The 21,130-nt window shown below is 58.8% G+C and carries 21 protein-coding genes; 10 read left to right on the forward strand and 11 right to left on the reverse strand.

Annotated elements, in window-relative coordinates:
* The first annotated feature begins 44 nt into the window (after positions 1-44).
* Genes def (SJY32_RS11880) through fmt form a run of 3 tightly spaced genes read left to right on the forward strand, consistent with a single transcriptional unit; the run spans position 45 to position 1,986 of the window.
* Complete coding sequence (def, locus tag SJY32_RS11880; protein ID WP_376875425.1) at positions 45-578, forward strand: peptide deformylase; 534 nt, start codon at positions 45-47, stop codon at positions 576-578.
* Positions 578-1,075, forward strand: coding sequence for a peptide deformylase (def, locus tag SJY32_RS11885; RefSeq protein WP_376875428.1), 498 nt, complete (start codon positions 578-580; stop codon positions 1,073-1,075). Before def (SJY32_RS11880) ends, def (SJY32_RS11885) begins: the two co-directional genes overlap by 1 nt.
* Complete coding sequence (gene fmt / locus SJY32_RS11890) at positions 1,075-1,986, forward strand: methionyl-tRNA formyltransferase (RefSeq protein WP_376875431.1); 912 nt, start codon at positions 1,075-1,077, stop codon at positions 1,984-1,986. Before def (SJY32_RS11885) ends, fmt begins: the two co-directional genes overlap by 1 nt.
* Before the next feature lie 44 nt (positions 1,987-2,030).
* On the opposite strand, the gene SJY32_RS11895 is transcribed toward fmt, so the two are convergent.
* Entirely contained in the window at positions 2,031-2,375 is a 345-nt protein-coding gene (locus SJY32_RS11895; RefSeq protein ID WP_376875434.1) for a hypothetical protein, read from the reverse strand.
* Between the two features lie 208 nt (positions 2,376-2,583).
* Between SJY32_RS11895 and SJY32_RS11900 the strand changes: the two genes are divergently transcribed.
* Positions 2,584-3,786: a lytic murein transglycosylase gene (locus tag SJY32_RS11900; protein WP_376875437.1), complete on the forward strand. Its 1,203-nt coding sequence runs from the start codon at positions 2,584-2,586 to the stop codon at positions 3,784-3,786.
* 72 nt (positions 3,787-3,858) lie between these two features.
* Here SJY32_RS11900 and SJY32_RS11905 read toward each other — a convergent pair whose 3' ends face one another.
* Together SJY32_RS11905 and SJY32_RS11910 are read right to left on the reverse strand one after the other, a co-directional pair.
* Positions 3,859-5,172, reverse strand: a complete 1,314-nt coding sequence (locus tag SJY32_RS11905) for an HlyD family type I secretion periplasmic adaptor subunit (protein WP_376875440.1) — start codon at positions 5,170-5,172, stop codon at positions 3,859-3,861.
* Positions 5,169-6,905, reverse strand: a complete 1,737-nt coding sequence (locus SJY32_RS11910) for a type I secretion system permease/ATPase (protein WP_376875443.1) — start codon at positions 6,903-6,905, stop codon at positions 5,169-5,171. The genes SJY32_RS11905 and SJY32_RS11910 overlap by 4 nt, the downstream gene beginning before the upstream one ends.
* A 116-nt stretch (positions 6,906-7,021) precedes the next feature.
* Between SJY32_RS11910 and SJY32_RS11915 the strand changes: the two genes are divergently transcribed.
* Positions 7,022-7,759 (forward strand): VacJ family lipoprotein, encoded by a 738-nt coding sequence (locus tag SJY32_RS11915; protein WP_376875446.1) that lies wholly within the window; start codon positions 7,022-7,024, stop codon positions 7,757-7,759.
* On the forward strand, positions 7,728-8,351 hold the full coding sequence (locus tag SJY32_RS11920; RefSeq protein WP_376875449.1) for a phospholipid-binding protein MlaC: 624 nt from the start codon (positions 7,728-7,730) through the stop codon (positions 8,349-8,351). Before SJY32_RS11915 ends, SJY32_RS11920 begins: the two co-directional genes overlap by 32 nt.
* Before the next feature lie 61 nt (positions 8,352-8,412).
* On the opposite strand, the gene SJY32_RS11925 is transcribed toward SJY32_RS11920, so the two are convergent.
* The 3 genes from SJY32_RS11925 to SJY32_RS11935 are packed head-to-tail and all read right to left on the reverse strand — an operon-like array spanning position 8,413 to position 10,858.
* A complete protein-coding gene (locus tag SJY32_RS11925) occupies positions 8,413-9,069 on the reverse strand; it encodes an HAD family hydrolase (RefSeq protein ID WP_376875452.1) in 657 nt (218 codons plus the stop codon).
* A 29-nt stretch (positions 9,070-9,098) separates the two neighbouring features.
* On the reverse strand, positions 9,099-9,665 hold the full coding sequence (gene rsmD, locus SJY32_RS11930) for a 16S rRNA (guanine(966)-N(2))-methyltransferase RsmD (RefSeq protein ID WP_376875455.1): 567 nt from the start codon (positions 9,663-9,665) through the stop codon (positions 9,099-9,101).
* Positions 9,662-10,858 (reverse strand): NAD(P)/FAD-dependent oxidoreductase, encoded by a 1,197-nt coding sequence (locus tag SJY32_RS11935; RefSeq protein WP_376875458.1) that lies wholly within the window; start codon positions 10,856-10,858, stop codon positions 9,662-9,664. Before SJY32_RS11935 ends, rsmD begins: the two co-directional genes overlap by 4 nt.
* Before the next feature lie 76 nt (positions 10,859-10,934).
* Here SJY32_RS11935 and SJY32_RS11940 point away from each other — a divergent pair, with 76 nt between their 5' ends.
* Positions 10,935-11,423 carry a peroxiredoxin gene (locus tag SJY32_RS11940; protein WP_376875461.1) on the forward strand — a complete coding sequence of 163 codons (489 nt, stop codon included), beginning with the start codon at positions 10,935-10,937 and terminating at the stop codon, positions 11,421-11,423.
* A gap of 85 nt (positions 11,424-11,508) precedes the next feature.
* Here SJY32_RS11940 and SJY32_RS11945 read toward each other — a convergent pair whose 3' ends face one another.
* From SJY32_RS11945 to SJY32_RS11965, 5 genes are read right to left on the reverse strand one after another with little or no spacing between them, the layout of a single operon-like run.
* Positions 11,509-12,366, reverse strand: coding sequence for a mechanosensitive ion channel family protein (locus SJY32_RS11945; protein ID WP_376875464.1), 858 nt, complete (start codon positions 12,364-12,366; stop codon positions 11,509-11,511).
* Positions 12,367-12,403: 37 nt separating this feature from the next.
* Positions 12,404-13,564, reverse strand: coding sequence for a GNAT family N-acetyltransferase (locus SJY32_RS11950; protein ID WP_376875467.1), 1,161 nt, complete (start codon positions 13,562-13,564; stop codon positions 12,404-12,406).
* Between the two features lie 16 nt (positions 13,565-13,580).
* Positions 13,581-14,336 carry a glycerophosphodiester phosphodiesterase family protein gene (locus SJY32_RS11955; RefSeq protein WP_376875470.1) on the reverse strand — a complete coding sequence of 252 codons (756 nt, stop codon included), beginning with the start codon at positions 14,334-14,336 and terminating at the stop codon, positions 13,581-13,583.
* Complete coding sequence (locus tag SJY32_RS11960; RefSeq protein ID WP_376875473.1) at positions 14,336-14,797, reverse strand: RidA family protein; 462 nt, start codon at positions 14,795-14,797, stop codon at positions 14,336-14,338. The genes SJY32_RS11955 and SJY32_RS11960 overlap by 1 nt, the downstream gene beginning before the upstream one ends.
* A 39-nt stretch (positions 14,798-14,836) precedes the next feature.
* On the reverse strand, positions 14,837-18,295 hold the full coding sequence (locus SJY32_RS11965) for a chromosome segregation SMC family protein (RefSeq protein ID WP_376875476.1): 3,459 nt from the start codon (positions 18,293-18,295) through the stop codon (positions 14,837-14,839).
* A 226-nt stretch (positions 18,296-18,521) separates the two neighbouring features.
* On the opposite strand from SJY32_RS11965, the gene smpB reads away from it, so the two are divergent.
* From smpB to SJY32_RS11980, 3 genes are all read left to right on the forward strand, one after another.
* Positions 18,522-18,992 (forward strand): SsrA-binding protein SmpB, encoded by a 471-nt coding sequence (smpB, locus tag SJY32_RS11970; protein ID WP_376877711.1) that lies wholly within the window; start codon positions 18,522-18,524, stop codon positions 18,990-18,992.
* Positions 18,993-19,066: 74 nt separating this feature from the next.
* On the forward strand, positions 19,067-19,918 hold the full coding sequence (sseA, locus tag SJY32_RS11975) for a 3-mercaptopyruvate sulfurtransferase (protein ID WP_376875479.1): 852 nt from the start codon (positions 19,067-19,069) through the stop codon (positions 19,916-19,918).
* The gene (locus tag SJY32_RS11980) at positions 19,918-21,099 is read left to right on the forward strand and encodes an aromatic amino acid transaminase (RefSeq protein ID WP_376875482.1); all 1,182 of its coding nucleotides are present in this window, start codon (positions 19,918-19,920) and stop codon (positions 21,097-21,099) included. Before sseA ends, SJY32_RS11980 begins: the two co-directional genes overlap by 1 nt.
* The last annotated feature ends 31 nt before the right edge of the window (positions 21,100-21,130 follow it).

Raw genomic sequence — 21,130 nt, forward strand, 5'->3', positions numbered from 1 at the left:
GCTCACGGATTGCCAAGCTCATCGCCATCGCCTAAATCGAGCGCATGAGTATTCGTCCCATCCTGATCCATCCCGACCCGAGGCTCAAGAAGCTTTGCGCGCCGATTGCCACCGTTGACGCGGAGGTGAGAAAACTTGCCGACGATATGTTGGCCACAATGTATGACGCGCCCGGCGTCGGCCTTGCTGGCCCGCAGGTTGGTATTTTATCGCGCATCTTCGTGATGGATTGCGTGAAAGACCATGATGCGGCGGCTGATCCGGTCGTCATGTTGAACCCCGAGATCACTTGGACCTCCGACGAGACCAATGTCTACGAGGAGGGGTGTCTGTCTATCCCCGACCAATACGCCGAAGTCACCCGCCCGAAAGAAGTCCGGATGCGGTGGCTCGGGCTGGATGGGCAGTTGCACGAAGAACAATACGACGGTCTTTGGGCGACTTGCGCGCAGCACGAATTGGATCACCTGAACGGGAAGCTGTTCATCGACTATCTCGGCCCGCTCAAGCGTCAAATGATCACCCGCAAGATGGAAAAGCTGAAGCGTGGATTGGCGCGCGACAAGGGGAACGCCTGATGCCGGTGCGCCCCTTCATCGCCTATGAGGACCGTCGCCTTCACAGCAAAGCTGATGAAGTGCCGCAGATCACTGAAACCATTCGCATGATTTGGGATGACATGGTCGAGACGATGGACGCCATGCCCGGTGTCGGCTTAGCGGCCCCTCAGATCGGGATTACTTTGCGCCTCGCAGTGGTCGATGCCTCCGATAAGCGCGGGCAAGCAGTGCGGATGGCCAACCCAGAGGTGCTCCACGCCTCGATCCAGATGCGCAAGCACGACGAGGCGAGCCCCAACCTTCCCGGCGTCTTCGCCGCGATCGAGCGCCCGCGCGCGGCGACGGTCAAGTTCCTCAACGAAGCTGGTGAAATTGAGGAGCGCGATTTTGTTGGCCTCTGGGCAACATCCGTGCAGCACCAAATCGACCATCTGAACGGTAAACTCTACGTCGACCACCTTAGCCCGCTGCGCCGCAAAATGCTGGTGCAAAAATCCAAGAAAGCGACGCGCTGATGCGTGTGGTCTTTATGGGGACGCCGGAATTTTCGGTGCCCGTGCTGGAGGCGCTCGCGGCGAAGCACGAGATCGTTGCCGTGTATTCGCAACCTCCCCGTCCGGCCGGGCGAGGAAAGAAAGACCGACCATCGCCGGTTCAGGCCTGCGCCGAGCGTTTGGGTCTTTGCATGCGGCACCCCCTTAATTTCAAAGACACGGCCGAGATCACGGCCTTTGCCGACCTCGAGGCGGATATTGCTGTCGTGGTCGCCTATGGGCTGATTTTACCGCAAGCGATTTTGGACGCACCAAAGCACGGGTGCCTGAATATACACGCCTCGCTCTTGCCTCGTTGGCGCGGAGCGGCGCCAATCCACCGCGCGATCATGTCGGGCGATGCCGAAACCGGCATTTGCATCATGCAGATGGAGGCGGGATTGGATACTGGTCCGGTCTTGCTCCGGGAAGCGGTTGAAATCGGCGCAACCGAGACCACGGGCGAGCTTCATGACCGCCTCTCAAAACTGGGCGCGCAGATGATCTGTGACGCCGTGGCACGGTATGAAACCATCACCGCTGTGCCGCAACCGGATCGCGGTGTTACCTACGCCAAAAAGATCGATAAGGCCGAGGCCGCGATCGACTGGTCGCGCTCTGCGGTCGAGATCGTCCGACAGATTAACGGGCTCTCTCCCTTCCCTGGCGCATACATCCTCATCCCCACCGATGCTGCCACGGCGGGGGAGCGGATCAAACTTCTTCAAGCGCGCGTTACAGAAGGCTCCGGCCCCTCCGGCACAGTTTTGTCAGGGTTCACGGTCGCCTGTGGATCGGGCGCGATCGAAGTGCTTGTGGCCCAGCGGGAAGGTAAAAAGCCGATGTCGGCACCCGAGATTTTAAAGGGCTTGGACCTGCCCCAAAACCTTTAGGCAACCGTCAACGCCTTCTCACGCGCCTTGCGAAGCTGACACAATCAGCCGCTGCCCAGTAGGATTGGCACGTCGTTTTCACGTACAAAGTCCAGCGCAGCATGATGCGTTGCCTTGGTTTCGCGCTTTGACGTGCATATCAACTCGCCGCTCACGATTTCCGAGGCGACGATCAGGCAATGTGCCTCGTGTCGAGGCCCGTCATAGAGATCAACAGCCCCCCGCAGATGCGCGACCTTGCTGGCATCGAGTGAAAACCCTCCACGCCAGCGCCGTAACACCCGCCACGTCTCGCCATTCGCATCAACATGCAGCCGTCCCGTCGGACGGCTCTCCCTCTTATGCTTTTCTTGCAAAGCGGTAACGATCTCCCGAGGTAAAATCTCCATCGCCTTTTCCTCCTCCAAATACCGGCTGGCGTCCGTTCTCCTCGGCCAGCATGGGCTATAAGTCTTTCCAAAACCCTTTGGCGGTCTTCAAGTTCCCCGACGATGAATAAAAATGAAGCGATGGCGGCCCGTCAAGCGGGATCATCGGTGTGAAGCTTTGCAGCGGCGCCCCCATCAGGTAGGCTTTGGCCAAATGGAGGGTTATATTATGCCTAGATCATATAAATTTATCGCGTCCACATACGCGCGGCGGATCGCGGTGAGCGCCGTGATTACGGCCTTCGGGGTGCCTGCGCTCGCCGCCACCTGCGGTGGAAGTTTCAACAGCTTCGTCCAGGAGATGTCGCGAGAAGCTGCCGCGCAAGGCCTTCCGTCACAAGCCATTTCCACGTTTTTCGCAGGCGCGAAGCAAGATCCACGCGTGTTGCGGGCTGACCGTGCGCAGGGCGTTTTCCAAAAGCCGTTCGACGCATTCTCACAATCGGTCATATCGCGGAACCGACTTCAAAATGGCGCTGCGAAGCTGCAAGCTTACCGCAACGTCTTTGACAGGGTTGAAAGCTCATCGGGTGTCTCGCGCGGCGTTTTGGCCGCCTTTTGGGGGCTGGAGACGGACTTCGGCGCGGTTCAGGGCGACTTGAATACACGTAACGCGCTCGTCACGCTCGCTCATGATTGTCGTCGCCCCGAATTGTTCCAGCCGCAAGTTCTTGCCGGCATTGCTCTCACCGCGCGCGGTGATTTCGATCCTGCACGGACAACGGGTGCATGGGCGGGCGAGATCGGTCAGGTGCAGATGCTGCCCGCAGACTTGCTGCGCAACGGGGTGGACGGCGATGGCGACGGGCATGTCGATCTTAAAGGCTCCTCCCCCGATGCGCTCATGTCGGGCGGCAAAATGCTCTCCGAGCTCGGCTGGCGGCGCGGCGAGCCGTGGATGCAAGAGGTTATCGTTCCCGACGGGCTGGATTGGTCGAAAACCGGTATCGATAGCAAACTATCCGGTGCGGAATGGGCCAAGCGCGGCGTCACAGCCCGCTCGGGCCAGCTTTACAACCTCCCCTCCTCCATTCTTTTGCCGATGGGCCGGAAAGGGCCTGCGTTCATCGTATACCCGAACTTCAACGTCCTCTTCGAATGGAACAAAAGCTTCGTCTACGTCACAACAGCTGCCTATTTTGCGACCCGCTTAGAGGGTGCCCCGCCCTATAATCTTGGCTCCCCAGACCCTGCCCTCTCGCCAAATCAGATGCAGGCGCTGCAAACGAAACTGCGCGCGCGAGGTCATGATGTAGGTGCTGTCGACGGTATTTTGGGCGCACTGACCCGCAACGCCGTGCAGCGCGAGCAGGCGAGATTGGGCATGCCTGCTGACGCATGGCCAACAAAACAACTCCTCGACAGTCTATAACTGCGAACAAAACGAGGCGGCCGAGCATGTATCGGTCGCCTCATTCTGATCTCGAAGGCTTGCGGATCGCGCTCAAGTTTCGCGGAATGCGCGGCGAAAATAATCGGTAAACGGCTTGAGGAGATAAGCCATCGGGCTTCGGTCACCGGTGCGGATGAAGACCTCCGCCGGCATCCCCGGCAAAAGCGTCAGGCCCTCAAGCTTGCCAAGCTCCAACTCGTCAACGGTCACCTCAGCGCGGAAATACGGTGCGCCCGTTGCTTCGTCGTTGAAGGCATCCGCCGAAATTCGCACGATCTGGCCGTTCAGTTCAGGCGTCGTGCGCGCGTCAAACGCAGAGAAGCGTATGACCACAGGCTGACCAATCCGCACCTCATCAATGTTGATCGGAGACAAGCGCGCTCCGATAACAAGAGGACGATCCTGCGGTACAAGATATAACAGAGGCTCTGCCGCGCGGATCACCGAACGCGGCGTCGTGACGGCCATCGCGTAAACAATGCCCGAGACCGGCGCGCGCACCACTAAGCGCTCAATTTGGCCTGCCAAAGCACGGCGCCGCTCGGCCAATTCCAGTGCTCGGTAACCGATATCGCGCAACTCGGTTTCCGCGTCCTCGCGCCGCTGCGATTCAAGCCGCAGTCGCTCAAGATCAATTTCGGTGACGCGGCCCTCGGCCTGCGCGCGCGCGCCCAGCAACTCGCCCGCCTGCCCCTCGATCCGCGCGGCCTCGCGCTCCAAAGACAAAACACGTGATGCCTGCGCCAAACCACGCGCAAGTAGGCTCCGCTGGTCTGCAAGCTCCCGCCCGATTAAGGCGGATTGGCGTTCGAGCGCGATGATCTGTGCATTCGTCCCGCCAATCTGGGCTTGAGTTTGCTCACGCTTTTTCGCGAGCTGCTCAAGCGATTTTGCAAGCGTCTCCTTGCGAGCAACGAACAGGCGGGTTTGCCCCACGATTAAATCTTGGTGCTCAGAGTTGGTCTGGGCGGAAAGGGTAAGCTCGCTCGGGAAGTCGATTAGTTCAAGTTCGTCGCGTTCAGCTTCCAACCGACCCCGACGGGCCAATATCTCGAAAAACTGACCCTCCACAATCGCGTATTCGGAGGTCAGAAGCGCACCGTCCAAACTCAAAAGCGTGTCGCCCGCCGAAACCAAATCACCATCCTTCGCCATGATTTCTACCACGACACCACCGTCAGGATGCTGCACGATTTGCCGGTTTTGTTCGACCTCAACGCGCCCCGACGCCACCACCGCGCCGGAAATAGTCGTGAAACCCGCCCATGTCCCAAAACCGAGCACAAGACAGGCAAGGGCGAGAAGGCCAACGACAATCGGCGCCCGCGCAGATGGAACTGACGATTGCTTGCTTGGATGGGTCATACCACTCCCCCCCGGCGGCCCAGCTTCGCGACCTCGGTCGCATTTTGCACAACCGATTTCAGCACCTCGTCTCGCGGGCCGAATGCACGCGCTGCGCCCTTTTCCAAGACAAGCAGCTTGTCGCATTCGGCAATCGCCGCAGGCCGATGCGCCATGATCATAACTGCCCCGCCAGCGGCCTTCATGGACCGGATCGCCGAATTGAGCGCAATCGATCCTTCATTATCGAGGTTCGAATTGGGCTCATCCAGAACAAGCAAAACAGGGGTTCCGTAAAGTGCACGCGCAAGCCCAACACGTTGCACCTGCCCGCCAGACAATTGGCCCCCGAGGGATGAGATACGCGTATTATATCCGTCAGGCAGATCGAGGATCATCTGATGCGCGGCGGCTTTTTGTGCCGCCTCGACTACAGCCTTGGGATCAGGATCGGGCGCAAGCCGTGCAATATTTTCAGCAATCGTACCCTCGAACAGGGTAACGCGCTGAGGCAGATATCCGACGTATGCACCCAGAGCGTCTGTGTCATACTGATCAAGTGTCGCGCCATCCAGCCGCACTTGTCCTTGCGCCGCAGCCCATACGCCGGTGACGGCGCGCGCCAAGGTTGATTTGCCCGCCCCCGAAGGGCCGATGACCCCAACCGCCTGCCCCGGCTCGATCCTAAAGCTCACGCCGCGTAGCGCAGGCTTGGCGTGGTTTGGTGGGATCACCACCAGATTTGAGACCTCGATCTTACCCTTTGGAACCGGCAAGGCCGTGCGCGGCGTTGGCGGCGGCGTCACTGTCAGCATCGCGCCCAATCGTTGCCAACCCTCTTGGGCGCGCGCGACCAAAGGCCACCCCCCGATTGTCTGTTCGATCGGGGAGAGCGCGCGCCCCATCAAAATAGAGGAGGCGATCATAGCGCCCGCCGTCAATTCGCCGCGCAGGACAAGCCAAGCACCCAGAGCGAGCATCGCAGATTGTAGAAACATCCGGAATATCTTGCTGAAGACGGAAAAGCTTCCGCCTTTATCGGAGGCGTGGATCGCCTCAGAGATTGCAGTATGTCGCGCGCCTCGCCAACGTCCGAAAGCCGCTTGCTGCATACCGAGAGCCTGGATTAGCTCGCGCTCGTTGCGCATCTCATCGGCGATCCTCTCCGCCGTCACACCTTCGGCTGCGGCTTTGCGCAAGGGCATTGATGTCACGCGCTGGTTCGCCACGGTAACGATCACAAGCACCAAGCCGCCGCAAAGCGCAAGCACACCTAAGAGCGGATGGAAGATGAACACCGCGATCAGGAACACCGGTGCCCAAGGAGCATCGAACAGCGCGAGCAGGACCGGCGAACCGATGAGTTTCTGGATTGCTTCCAGATCGCGAAGCGCGACAGCGGACGCGGGATCATCTGGAAGCTCGGAAGCACGCTGCAACGCCGCCCGAAAGACCCGCCCCTCTAATCGCGCTTGAAACGCCGCACCGACGCGCACCATGACCCGCCCACGCGCCAGATCGAGAAGTCCCATCATCAAGAACAAGAACGTGACCAAACCGAAAAGCGCGATCAACGTCGCCTCAGATCGAGACCCTAGAACACGATCGTAGACCTGCAGCATAAAGAGCGGCCCCGTCAGCATCAGGAGGTTGACGAAGACAGAGAACAGCCCGACAACCCACAGAAGCGACCCGCTCTGCGACCGCGCATCCCGTAATTCCTGCGTCCCCTTTAAATGCTCGGCTCGCGCCATATATCTTCCCTTTCACGTGCCAGTTTGGCTCACGTTTCACTGACCGCCGCGGGCTTGTCACCAAGGCCGATGCGGTTTATCGATGTTGCCTTGTTGCCTCAGCCTCAGAGTACGCCATGAATCCGCTCCGCGCCCTGCCCATGACCGCCGCCTCTGCTGCCCTTCTGGGGCTTGCCGCTTGCGCACCAGCGCCCGCGCCACAAGACATCGATCGTTACGAACAGTCTAATCGTAAAATGCATCAGTTTAACAAGGATGTAGATACGGCAATTTTCGGCAATGTTGATGGGATTTCTCCCACGACTGAAGCTGTCTTTGAAGGTGTCGGTCGGTTCTCGGACAACCTTTCCCTCCCGGGGAAAGTCGTGAATTCCCTTTTGCAGGGCCGCCCAGAACCCGCCATCAAGAATACATTCCGATTCGCGATCAACTCGACCCTAGGGCTCGCAGGGATCTTCGATCCCGCCGGAAATGACTTTTCGCTGCCCGAGACGGACACCGATTTTGGCGAGACACTCCATGTGTGGGGCGCAGGTGAGGGCGACTTCATCGAGCTCCCAATCAAGGGTCCATCGACCGAACGAGACACCGTCGGGTTGGTCGTTGATTTCGCGCTCGATCCTCTTGGCAATACGCTTTCGGCAGGCATGAATACCGTCAAGACCACTGCCTTCGTGGGGTCAAAAGTCGGTGATCGTCTGCGTTATGACGACACCATAGACTCCCTTCTTTACGAAAGTGCTGATAGTTATGCTCAAACGAAGCTCCTCTATCTGCAGGCGCGGCGTTACCAACTTGGAACGACAGCGGGAAGTGAAAGCTATGACCCTTATGACGACCCTTACGAGCAATAAGCTCAACCGTCGCGGTTTCATCGTGAGTGGTGTCGCTCTTGCGGCGTTTGGTGCAGCGGCCCCGGCCCTCGCTTTGAACGACGCACAGGCGACGGCGTTGATCACCGCGTCCTTGAAGGATGTTAACGCCGCGATTGCATCGGGAAAGAACGGAAACGCTCTCTATGCGGATTTCGAGCGTATCTTTAACAAATACGCGGATGTTCCGATCATCGCGCAAAGCGCATTGGGCATCGCCGCGCGTCAAGCGACGCCTGCTCAGCTAAGCGCTTACACAACCGCTTATCGCGGCTATCTTGCGCGGAAATACGGCCGTCGCTTCAAGGAATTCGATGGCGCGCGGTTCGAGGTTGTCAGCTCGCGTCCGGTAAAATCCTATTACGAAGTGAAGTCCAACGCCTTCCTTAAGGGCAAGAGCCCATTTGAGGTCATGTGGCACGTGTCGAACAAGTCGGGCAAAGACTTGTTCTTCAATATTATTATTGAGGGCGTCAATATGCTGGCGTCGGAGCGCTCGGAAATTGGGGCGATGCTCGACAAACGCAAAGGCAATATCGACGCGCTGATCGCGGATTTGAAAACCGCTGGTTAACAGCTGTTTGTGACGAGACGCGAAGTCCCCCGCCAGACAGGTGCTCTGGCGGGGGATTTTTTTATGCCGGCAAGCCCAGGAGCGCGGGGAGCGCGGCCATCGATGTGAACAATCGCGCGCCGGTTGCTTCCAATACAGGATTAGGCCCGTGCGGCGCGTATCCCATACAGCGCATCTGCGCGTTCTTCGCGGCCATAGCGCCGGTTGGGCTATCCTCAACCACGACGCAATCCGCCGGCCTGACACCCAGAGCCGCCGCCGCATGTAGGTACAACCCCGCATCCGGCTTGGGGCACCCCAACTCCTGACCCGAGTACACATGGCCTTTGAACCGCGCGAGGAAGGCCGGATGCTGGCCCAGAGTGATTGCCATCTTGCCCGCGCGACCGTTTGACCCAATCGCATAGGGTATACCCGCGGCATCCAGCGCGTCGAGGACCGCCTCGATACCTGTAATCAAGGGCGCGTTCGTCTCCAGATGCTTATGCAGTTTTTCATAAAAATACGGCACCCAGTCATCCGGCAGATCCGCGCCCATGTCGCGCGCCATATCGGCAAGTTTCTCCATCGTGCCGCCAATGAAAACGCGCTCCATCTCATCGAGATCCATCACCAAGCCCCGCGTGGCGAGCTCCGCTTGCAGCAACGCAAACGTCGGCGGCTCGGTATCCACGAGCACGCCATCGCAATCGAAAAGCACAGCCTTGGGCAGGGTCATGTTTCATCCAATCCTGATTTTAGAATAACTTAAGCCTCTGGCATCTGCGCCAAAGTGACAATGGTATCGCCATATTTACGTTGGTCGATCTGAACCAGAGGCGCGGGGACGAGCGGAGACTTGCTCTCCTCCCAAACGATCACACATCCGGGCGCGATCCACCCCTCAGCCAAGCACGATTCAAGCGCTTTCTCCCCCAACCCGAGGCCGTAGGGAGGATCGAGGAAGATCAAATCATATCCAGCGCCGCGGCACGGCCCCATCTTTGTGGCATCGCGCCGCCAGACATCCGTGACACCCATTGCGCGCATCTTCTCGATATTCTGCCGAAGCAGAGCCCGCGCCGCCAAGCCATCATCAACGAAGGCAACGCGTGCAGCGCCGCGTGACAACGCTTCCAAACCGAGTGCACCGGTACCAGCAAAGAGATCCAACACGCGCGCTTGCGGAATTGGGTTTCCGTGCGTTCCATTGATCAGCAGGTTGAAGATACTTTCGCGGACACGGTCAGTTGTCGGGCGCAAGTGCGCCGCGCTATCCCCCTCGCCGACATCCGCCAACTTCAACCCGCGCTTTTCACCGCCAATAATTCTCATTTCATCAATGCTTTCAGATCTTCCGCCGTACGGATCATATCGGCAGTAACGGGCTTGCCGCTCTCAATCAGCCGTTTTCCGACCATGTAGGCGCGCGGATCGTTGAGGGCATCAACCGCGACCAGTGTTCCGCTCCGGAAATACCAAATCGACAGGCCGTCCCCTTCGCGCCGCACCGTTTCATCATAACCGATATTTAGCCCCGCGATCTGGAGCTTCGTATCAAATTGATCGGACCAGAACCAAGGCTTTGGCACATAGGCCACCCGAGCGCCCATAAGATTGGTCGCTACCAGTTCGCCCATATCGACGGCATTCCCGACACTCTCGATGCGGCGATAGTCGCCATCAATGTTGAAAGAGGCACAATCGCCCGCCGCCCAGATGTTCGGGTCGGAAGTTTGACCAAACTCGTTAACGGCGATGCCGTTCTCAATCGTCAACCCTGCCATCTGCGCGAGTTCAACCGCAGGCAAAATGCCAATCCCGACAATCACAAAATCAGCGGCGACTTCACGGCCGTCCGTCAGTGCGACGCCGGAAACATGATCCGTCCCGACAAGATGTGAGATCCCAACGCCTTCGAGAATATTTACGCCGTGAGCGTGGTGAAGATCACGGATTGCATCAGCCGTCTCCGGCGCGGCGACGCGGCCCAAAATGCGCAGGGCGGCCTCGATCAGGGTGACTTCCAACCCGAGCTTGCGCGCAACGGCGGCGGCCTCCAGGCCAATATACCCGCCGCCGATAACAACGAGGCGCGCTCCCGGCTTGAACGACGCCGCCATCTCATCGACATCCGCGAGCGTGCGGACAGTGAAGACGCCCCGCAAAGCGCCACCGATCGCATCAGGTAAACGGCGCGGCGGCGCCCCTGTGCAGAGCACGAGCGAAGCGTAGGGCACTCTACCGCCCGCGAAACCCACAGATTTATCGTCCGGCGAGATATCCGTAACTTTCACGCCGAGCCGTAAGTCGATCCTGTTTGCCGCCCAGAATTCCTCGCTGCGCAACGTAAGTCGATCAATCGGCATCTCGCCCAGCAGATACCCTTTTGATAGCGGCGGGCGTTGGTAGGGCGCAACGGGCTCCTCCGCGAATATGGTTAAATCGCCGTCATACCCGAGCGAACGCAGCTTAGCCGATGTAGAGGCCGCAGCTTGGCCGCCGCCGATAATCACGATACCTGACATCATTTCACCCCTAGCCCTATGCCGCCGCGGGACTATATCTTGCACCGATTGATGCGCAACGCGAAAGGACAGCGAAATGAGCATTACAGTCGGCGATACCCTTCCAGGTGCGACCCTTCTTCAGTTGGGCGAAAACGGGCCGGAAGCGGTCGATTTGAGTGAAAAGCTTAAGGGGCGGAAGGTCGTTATCTTTGCAGTGCCTGGAGCTTACACAGGCGTTTGCACCACCGCGCATGTGCCTTCTTTCATTCGTACGAAGGCGCAATTTGAGGCTAAAGGGATCGACGAGATCATCTGCATCTCCGTCAATGATCCGTTTGTGATGGCCGCATGGGGCGAGAGCACCGGTGCGACTGCGGCGGGTATCTCGATGCTCGCAGATGCGGAAAGTGCGTTCACATCCGCGATTGATATGGGCTTCACCGCGCCGCCGGCGGGTCTGATCAAGCGTTCGGCACGGTATGCGATGTATGTCGAGGACGGCGTCGTCAAAGTCCTTCACTCGGAAGAAAGCCCTGGCACCTGCGAGGCGTCAGGGGGCGAGTCGCTCTTGGCCGCGATCTAAATCTAGATCGGGATATGGAAAAGGGCGCCTTGCGGGGCGCCCTTTTTTAATCTGCCGTAAACGAGGTATTTTCTTACACATTCGGCTAAGCCGTTTTCACCGCCGTGCCCTCGGGTGCGTAGACCACAGTCTGCGTCGGGAATGGAATGCCAACACCTTCCGCATCGAAGCGGTCTTTGATCTCACGGTTGAGATCACATTTCAGCGCCCACCAGTCAGACGAATTGGCCCAAACGCGGAAGACGAAATCCACCGACGAATCCCCCAGTTCGCGCACCTTGATGAACGGCGCGGGGTCATCCAAAACACGCTCATCGCTCGCCGCGATCTCTTTGAGCACACGCTCCGCGACACGGAGGTCACTATCATAGCTGACACCGATTGTCAGATCGACGAGCCGCGTCGGATTGACCGAATAGTTTTTGATTGATGACGACCAGATGTCAGAGTTTGGCAAAATAACCTGCAGTCCATCGTAGGTTTTCAGCTCTGTGAAAAACAACGAGATTTCGCGCACCGTGCCAGCAGTCGACCCCGCCTCGATATATTGGCCAACACGGAAGGGACGGAACAGGATAATCATCACCCCAGCAGCAAGGTTCGACAACGCACCCTGCAAGGCGAGACCAATTGCGAGGCCCGCAGCACCGATCAGTGCCACGAGAGAGGTCGTTTGAATTCCAAATCGATTTAGAATGAAGATGGCCGCCATCGCGAGGATGGCGTATTTTACGACATTTCCAAGAAACCCGAAAAGTGTCGGGTCCAACCTTGGATGCCGTATCGCGATGCCCTCAATCCGGCGCTTTGCCCACCCCGAAAACATTAAAGATACAAACAGAATGAACATCGCATAGAGAACATTCAAGGCAAGTGCGATGGCCGTGTCGACGCGTTCTGGTGTTACATACTCCGCGAGCAATGCGGGAGTGAGATTTTCCATTATAGACTCCTTTCGCCATCAACGCTTCTGCGCTGGGTTAGTTCCGTCCTTGGCTGCGAAAAGGGCCCATTTCCGTTAATACTTCAATATCTTCCCCCGTCGCAGCGCGTTCCGCCGCCAGAAAACGGCCTATGGCATCGCGCAAGCTCGGATTGGTGATGAAATGCGCCGAATACGTCGGGGTGGGGAGATAGCCGCGCGCGAGTTTATGTTCGCCTTGTGCACCAGCCTCGACGCGTTTGAGGCCATGCGAAATCGCGTAATCAATCGCCTGATGATAGCATAGTTCAAAATGCAGGAAGGGGCGATCCTCAGTGCATCCCCAGTACCGGCCGTGCAGCACGTCCTCACCGATCATGTTCAGCGCGCCGGCAATAGGGCGCCCCTCACGATAGGCGAAAACCAGCAGGATTTGATCTCGCATCGCATGAAGTGCCTCAAAAAAGGCGCGGGTGAGATAAGGTTGCCCCCATTTGCGTGCGCCCGTATCTTGGTAGAACACCCAGAACGCATCCCAGTGTTCCGGCTGGATCGCATCCCCCACAAGTTGACGAATTTCGACACCATCTTGCGCCTGCGCGCGCTCCTTGCGCAACGCCTTACGTTTGCGTGACGTTAAACTCGCCAGAAATGCCTCATAGGATATGTAGTCATCATTCACCCAATGGAATTGCTGGGTAAGGCGGGGCAAAAAGCCCTCCGCTTCTGCCAAACGTTGTTCATCTTCGGTGCAAAAGGTGAGATGCGCGGAGGAGAGGCCATTGACACTCGTCAATTGCGCAATGCCCGACAACAGCGCCCTCGCGCCAAGCTCCTCATATCCCGCACGGGCCAAAAGACGCCGCCCCGTAACAGGGGTAAAGGGCACGGCGCATTGAAGCTTGGGATAATACCGTCCCCCCGCGCGCTCCAAAGCATCCGCCCACCCGTGGTCAAAAATATACTCACCCTGCGAATGAAGCTTTAAATAAAGTGGTGCGACCGCAATGATGTCATCCCCGTGCTTTACAGACATCGGGTGAGGCAACCATCCTGTATCTCCCCCCACGGACCCGGATGCCTCCAGAGCGAGAAGGAACCTGTGCTGTAAAAAGAGATCCGTCACGCCCGAGCCATTCCCTCGCGCACAACGATCCCAATCATTTTCGGAAATTTCAGAAATAGACGAATGAATAGATATTTCAGTGTCTTTTGTCATGACTCCGATCAAACCCTCAGGCTGGATAGCCCTCAAAAGTGACATTATCAGCAACCGACCGCGCCGATTTCTCCGCCTCAGGCGACCGGATTGTCCAGCATAGAATGGGCACCTGCTTTGCCTTCAGCTCCGCGACCCGCGACCGATCCAGATCTGCCGCTTCATGCGAGATAAAATCGGCCCCGAGCTTTTCAAAGTCGGGGATAAACCGTAGGTGCTCGCGCGTCTTGGCGGGCAGCAACGGCCATCCGTCCGAAGAATAGGCCGAAGTTGTCAGCCCAATAGGCACATCCGGAGCAAGACACTGGAACGCCGCCACAGAATGCGGGTTAAATGACATGACCGCGACAGGCCCAACGTAAGACCGCAGAGCCTCCGCGACGCTTGTCTCCAGCGCGCCGACATCAGGCCCCATCCCGCCGTCCTGATCCTTGATCTCGATCAGCACACCGACGCGCCCGACAACGAGATCAAGCACCTCTCGCAGGGTTGGTACCCCCTCATCGCAGTCACGCAATCGCACATCGGCCAAAGCCCGCGCGGAGAGGGCATTCACCCGTCCAGCGTGATGGGTGAGGCGGCGTAAATCGTAATCATGAAAGACGACGGCAACCCCATCTGATGATAACTGCACATCAATTTCAATATTGTAGCCTGCGTCCAATGCCGCCGTTACCGCGCCGATAGAATTTTCGGGGCGTCCCATCGCGCGATCATGATACGCGCGATGTGCAATCGGGCGTCGCAGGAAGATGTCAGGCAGACGCGACATTACTCAACCTCAAAAATCGCCTCGATCTCCACCGCAACACCGCGCGGCAGCACAGTGACGCCGACCGCCGAGCGAGCATGACGCCCACGTTCCCCGAAGACTTCAACCATGAGATCCGAACAGCCGTTGATGACCTCTGGCTGATCGCTGAACTCGGGCGAGGAATTTACGAACCCGACGAGCTTGACGACCCGCTTGATACGATCAAGATCGCCCAGCGCCACCTTTGCCTGCGCGATCAACGCGAGACCACAGTGACGTGCCGCGGTCGCGCCTGCAGCGACTTCGAGAGTCTCGCCGAGACGTCCCTTGATCAGCCCCTCATCGTTCGCGCTGATTTGCCCAGAGACGAACAATTGCGATCCGGTGCGAACATAGGGAACATAGTTCGCTGCGGGCGCGGGCGCCGCAGGTAGAGTGAGCCCTAGTTCAATGAGACGAGCTTCGATAAGAGACGGCATTTCTGATCCTTCCGAAATTTATAAAACGTTAACAAAATTCTACGCGACGAGCGCTTCCGCTTTCTTAAGATCTACGGAAACCAGTTGTGAGACACCTTGCTCGCCCATGGTGACGCCGTAAAGTCGATCCATCCGCGACATAGTGACCGCGTGGTGAGTGATAATTAAAAAGCGCGTATCGGTGCGCCGCGTCATCTCATCCAGCAAGTCACAAAAGCGCGTGACATTCGCATCATCCAATGGCGCATCCACCTCATCAAGAACGCAGATCGGGGCGGGGTTCGCCAGAAAGACCGCAAAGATGAGGGCCATCGCGGTGAGCGTTTGCTCGCCACCCGACAACAGAGACAGCGTGGATAGCTTTTTGCCAGGGGGCTGACACATGATTTCCAGACCGGCATCCAATGGGTCATCGCTCTCGACCAACATCAAACTGGCGTCGCCGCCACCGAACAAATGCGTAAACAGCAATCGGAAGCTCTCGTTCACCTGCTCAAATGCCGCCAGAAGGCGCTCGCGCCCCTCACGATTTAGCCCAGCGATCCCCGCCCGCAACTTGCGGATCGCTTCCTCAAGGTCGGCCTTTTCCTTCACCAGCGCGTCGTGCTCCGAAGAGACTTCGCGGCTGTCTTCTTCCGCGCGCAGATTCACCGCGCCCATTGAATCGCGTTGCCGCTTAAGACGGTTGACCTCCGCATCCAACACATCAGCCGCAGGCATGTCGTCAGGCTCGGTCGCGAGGGTTGCCAACAGCTCTGAGGGCGTCTGGTCATATGTTTCCCGAATACGGTCTGCCGCAGACGCAACGGTTTCACGCGCAGCCTCCGCGCGCGCCTCAGCCCCCGCGCGGGCCTCGCGGGCCTCACCCGTCAACCGCACGGCTTCGCGTTCAGCTTCCTGAGCTTTCCGCAACGCGGCGTCCGCGGTCGCTACCGCTTCGCTCGCATCCGTACAACGCTCCGTCGCAGTCTCGATCGCCTCAGAGAGTTCTTCTCGCTTTTCCGAAATCTCTTCAGGAGCCTGGGCAGCCTCTTCAAGGTCAAAGACGGTCGCCTCTTTACGCTCCAGCAATTCAGCGCTGCGCTTTTCTGCCGTCTCTAAACGATGACGCCAGCCAGAGAGTTCTTTGATGATTTCCTGTTTACGCCGCAGCCGCGCCTCGCCTTCCCGACGGATTTCATCATGCGCGGCGCGATAGGTCATCATCGTAACGCGCGCGGCCTCCACGGCCATTTTCAAATCCTCGACCTGCGAGCGTGCGGCCTCCAGATTGGGCAATTTTTCCGCTGCGGCTGCCGCCTCACGAAGCGCCAAACTGGCTGTAACGGCCTCCTCCCGGTGGCGCGCAACGGCCAGCCCTGCCGCCTCGACCCGACCAGCCGCGACGGATTGAGCGGCCTCAAAGCGCGAGAGCGCCCGCCCTGCATCCGCAACGCGGGCATCCGCGAGCCGCCGCGCCTCACGAGCCCGTGCATCGGTCGCAGACGCGTCGGCCAGCGCCTGCGTCAGCACCTCATGCGCTTGCCGAGCGCCCTCGGCACGCGCGGCGACATCCTCCAGATCGCGTTTCAATTCCACAAGCCTGTTAAGCTGCTGCAACCGCAACGCCGCCGCTGAAGGGGCATCCTCCGCGTCTGCTCGAAACCCATCCCAACGCCAAAGATCGCCCGCAATCGTCACAATGCGCTGCCCGGGCAGCAAATGAGGCTGCACTGCCTCCGCCTGCTCACGCGACTCCACAAGTCCGATTTGCTCCATACGGCGCGCCAACACATCGGGCACCTCGACATAGGCGGAGAGCGGGTTGACCCCTGTCGGCAAAGGCTGCGACGTATCGTAGGCGGGCAATGCCCCCCAGCCTGATCGCACACCAGCGCCCAACTTCGGTGCCCGAAGATCATCCGCGAGCGCCGCGCCCAGCGCCTTTTCATATCCGCTGGTCACAGCAACCAGATCCAGAAGCTGCTTCCCGCTCGCCGCTTCACGCTCGACCAAACGTGCCAGCGCCGTGACTTGGGCGCGCAATGCGCTGGCCTCGCCCTCGGCCTCGGAGCGCATCGCGCGCGCCGCCGATTCGCGAGATTGAACCTCCGCACGCGCTTCCTCTGCGGTGAGCAAAGCCTCCTCCGCCTCAGCGGCGCTCTCCGACGCCTCCCCTTGCGCGTCGCGCGCCGCATCAAAATCGATCACCGATTGAGTAAGGGCATCTTGCGCGGCGGCGCGCGTTTCCTCCGCTTGCTTAGCCGCAGCTTCAGCGCGCGCGAGGCTCGTCTGGCTATCGCCCAATAGGCGTTGCGCTGACTGATGACGCGCAGAAAGACGCGCCACATCTTCTGTGCGCTTCGACATCAAGGCTTCATGGCTAGAGAGAATATTCGCAGCCTCGGAAGCACGATCTGCCGCCTCCTCCAACCGAGCATCATGCCCGTCGGAAACCTTGGCGATCTGCGCCTGCTCCCATTCCAAACGCGCGATTGTCTCGCCTGCGTCTTTATTAAGAGCCGCCTCACGCTCCATGTCCCGGTCCAGTTGATCGATCCGCCCCGCCAACGTCGCGATCAAAGCGCGCGCCCGCGCTTCTTGATCCGACAAGGCATCGCGCTCTATTGTCAGTCGCGATAAAATCGCCCCGGCCACAGCCTCCTCCTCGCGCAAGGAAGGGAGCACATCTTCGCATTTCGTCCGCTCGCTCGCGGCGGCTCGGGTGAGCAATTCGGCCTGCGCGGCGTGGCGCAACTTTTCTGCCAACATGTTGACAGCCGTTAAACGCGCTTCATCGGCCTCACGCCAGCGACGCCAAAGCAACATGCCCTCGGCGCGGCGTAACTCGGCCGCGATTTCGCGATAGCGTGCCGCAGCGCGCGCCTGCCGCGCCAAAGAGGCGAGCTGCCCCGCCAATTGTTCGACCACATCATCGACGCGCGTAAGGTTTTGCTCGGCTCCGTTGAGCTTCAGTTCCGCCTCGTGGCGGCGATGATACAGGCCAGAAATCCCCGCCGCTTCCTCCAAAATACGGCGCCGCGCTTTAGGTTTCGCGTTGATCAACTCGGAGATTTGCCCCTGCCGAACCAGCGCAGGCGAATGCGCGCCCGTGGATGCGTCCGCAAACAGCATCTGAACGTCACGTGCGCGAACATCCTTACCGTTCACTTTATACGCCGACCCCGCATCCCGCGTGATCCGGCGCACAATTTCCAACACATCCAGTTCGTTAAACCCAGATGGCGCAAGCCGCTCCGAATTATCGATGGACAAGGAAACTTCTGCGAAATTCCGCGCTCCGCGCGTCGCCGCCCCCGCGAAAATGACATCCTCCATGCCGCCGCCGCGCATGGCAGAAGGCCGGTTTTCGCCCATCACCCAACGCATCGCCTCCAGCAGATTGGATTTTCCACAACCGTTTGGCCCGACGACGCCCGTCAACCCGTCGTGGATGACGAGATCGGTTGGGTCCACAAAGCTCTTGAAGCCGTTCAATCTGAGTCGCGTAAAGCGCAAGGTTCGTCCGTCCGTTCTCTCATCAAGCCGAGACTCTTGGCAACTCCGCGGCCCGAGTCAATTCCTGCCGCGGTCACAACCGCCTGTTACAGGCCAGTTTGCGCGCAATATCGCCAGATTAGACGAAAGCCTACCCCTTCGCATCCCGCAATTTACGCGGCATCGCGCGCCTCATCGGCTGCTATCCCTAGACAGAGCCAATCGCGCGCACTATCTCAAGCGGATGATCGGTAAGAAATCAGACCCCAACTCCAAGCAGCTGGCCGAAAATCGGCAGGCGCGCTATCATTACGCGATCGAGAGTGATCTCGAAGCGGGCATCATGCTGACCGGATCCGAAGTCAAATCGCTTCGCACGGGCCAATCAAACATCGCGGAAAGCTACGCGAGCGTTGAGGGCGGCGAGCTTTGGCTCATCAACTCCTATATCGCCACTTATAAACAAGCTGGCGTATTCGGGCATGAAGAACGCCGCCGCCGCAAGCTACTTGTGTCACGCAAAGAGCTTTCGCGTTTGTGGCAGGCGGTCGGGCGGGAAGGGATGACCATCGTTCCGCTGTCGCTCTATTTCAATGATCGCGGCAAAGTTAAGCTTAAAATCGGTGTCGCAAAGGGCAAAAAGGCCCATGATAAACGCGCCTCCGAAGCAAAGCGCGATTGGGGTCGCCAAAAACAACGCCTGCTCAAGCAGGGTTGACGATTTGGCGCTGCCCCTTGCACCTAATCCGGTTTCGCGGCAAGGAGTAACCAGCGAAATTGGGGGGCTTGCGAATGGATGATCCGAAAACACTGGTCTCGACGGACTGGCTCGCGGCGCATCTTCGAGATCCCGACTTGCGGATTTTCGACGCGTCATGGTTTTTGCCAGATGCGGGACAAGACGCGAAAGCAAATTATAACGCCGCGCATATCCCCGGCGCCCGCTTCTTCGATATTGACGAAATATCGGACCAGCGCTCCGAATTGCCGCATATGGCCCCGCCCGTAGAGAAATTCATCTCGCGCATGCGGGCTTTAGGTGTCGGAGACGGTCATCAGGTCGTGGTCTATGACCAATCAGGGATTTTCTCGGCGCCGCGTGTGTGGTGGCTGTTCCGGTTGATGGGTAAGACCGATATCGCAGTGCTCGACGGAGGCCTTCCGAAATGGATCGCTGAGGGCCGCGCCACCGAAGACGTTCCGCCAATGATCCGCGACCGTCACATCACGGTGCAACGTCAGGCCAATCTCATCAAAGACGTGACCCAAGTCGCTCATGCGAGCAAACTCGGTGATTTCGAGATTATCGATGCACGCTCAAAGCCGCGCTTCGCGGGCGCCAATCCGGAACCCCGCCCCGGTTTGCGGGCAGGGCATATTCCAAACGCTAAAAACGTCCCCTTCGGAGAGGTTATCGCACCGGACGGAACGATGAAATCCGCCGATACCCTGCGAGAGATTTTCACCGCAGCCGGGATCGATCTCGCGAAGCCCGCTATCTTGTCCTGCGGATCGGGGATCACCGCCTGCGTTCTAGCCCTCGCGCTCGAACGGATCGGCCATCGCGATCATTCAGTTTATGATGGATCATGGGCCGAATGGGGAATGTATAACGACCTTCGCGTCGCAACCGGAGAAGCATGATGCTCAACAATCTCAAACCGCAAGCGCAAGACAAAATCCTTGCGTTGATGGGCCAATTTCGCGCCGACCCGCGCGACACAAAGATCGACCTTGGCGTCGGTGTTTACAAGGACGCGGACGGCAAGACGCCGATCATGCACGCCGTCAAAGCTGCCGGAAAGCTGCTTTGGGATACAGAGATCACGAAAACCTATTCCGGCCTCGCAGGTGAGCCCGACTACCACGCCGCGATGGCGGAAATGGTGCTGGGTGCGGGCTATCCAGCGGATCGCCTCGCGGCTTTGTCCACCGTTGGTGGCACAGGCGCCTGCCGTCAGGGGTTTGAGCTTGCCGCGATGGCAAATCCAGACTGCACGATCTGGGTCTCGGATCCGACATGGCCAAACCACCTGTCGATTTTGAATTTCATGGGGCAGGCCCACAAGCCATACCGCTATTTCGATAGCGAAACGCGCTCGGTTTCGTTCGACGCAATGATGGAAGATCTCAAGGGCGTGAAGAAAGGCGATATCGTCTTGCTGCACGGCTGCTGTCATAACCCGACCGGCGCCAATCTGACCTTGGACCAATGGGGCGCGGTTGCCGATTTGTTGGAAAACACTGGCGCGATCCCCATGATCGATCTGGCCTACCAGGGCTTCGGCGATGGCCTCGAAGAAGATGCCGCAGGAACGCGCCTCATTGCGTCGCGTTTGCCGGAAGTTCTGATCGCGGCATCTTGCTCGAAAAACTTCGGCATCTACCGTGAGCGCGCAGGCGTTTTGTTTGTTCTTGGCGATGTCGCAACGCGAGATCTGACCCAGAGCACGCTGGCTTACCTGAATCGCCAGAACTACTCCTTTCCGCCGTTCCACGGACAGGCTTTGGTCACAAAGGTTCTCACCGATCCCACGCTGCGCGCCCAATGGCAGGCGGAACTCGAAGACGTGCGCCTCGGGATGCTCGGCCTGCGCGAGCAATTGGCCGCTGAACTCCGCCAGCTCTCCAACTCGGATCGTTTCGACTTCATCGCAGAGCACCGCGGGATGTTTTCACGCATTGGTTGCTCGCCTGAGGCGGTCGAGAAAATGCGCGTTGATAACGGCATCTACATGGTGGGTGACTCGCGCCTGAATATCGCGGGCTTGAACCCCACCACCGTGCCTATCTTGGCAAAAGCGATCATCGACGCGGGCGTTTAAGCGAAGCCTTAGAGCGATAACATAACTCTTT

Source organism: Albirhodobacter sp. R86504 (genome assembly GCF_042466415.1).
GTDB lineage: Bacteria > Pseudomonadota > Alphaproteobacteria > Rhodobacterales > Rhodobacteraceae > Albirhodobacter.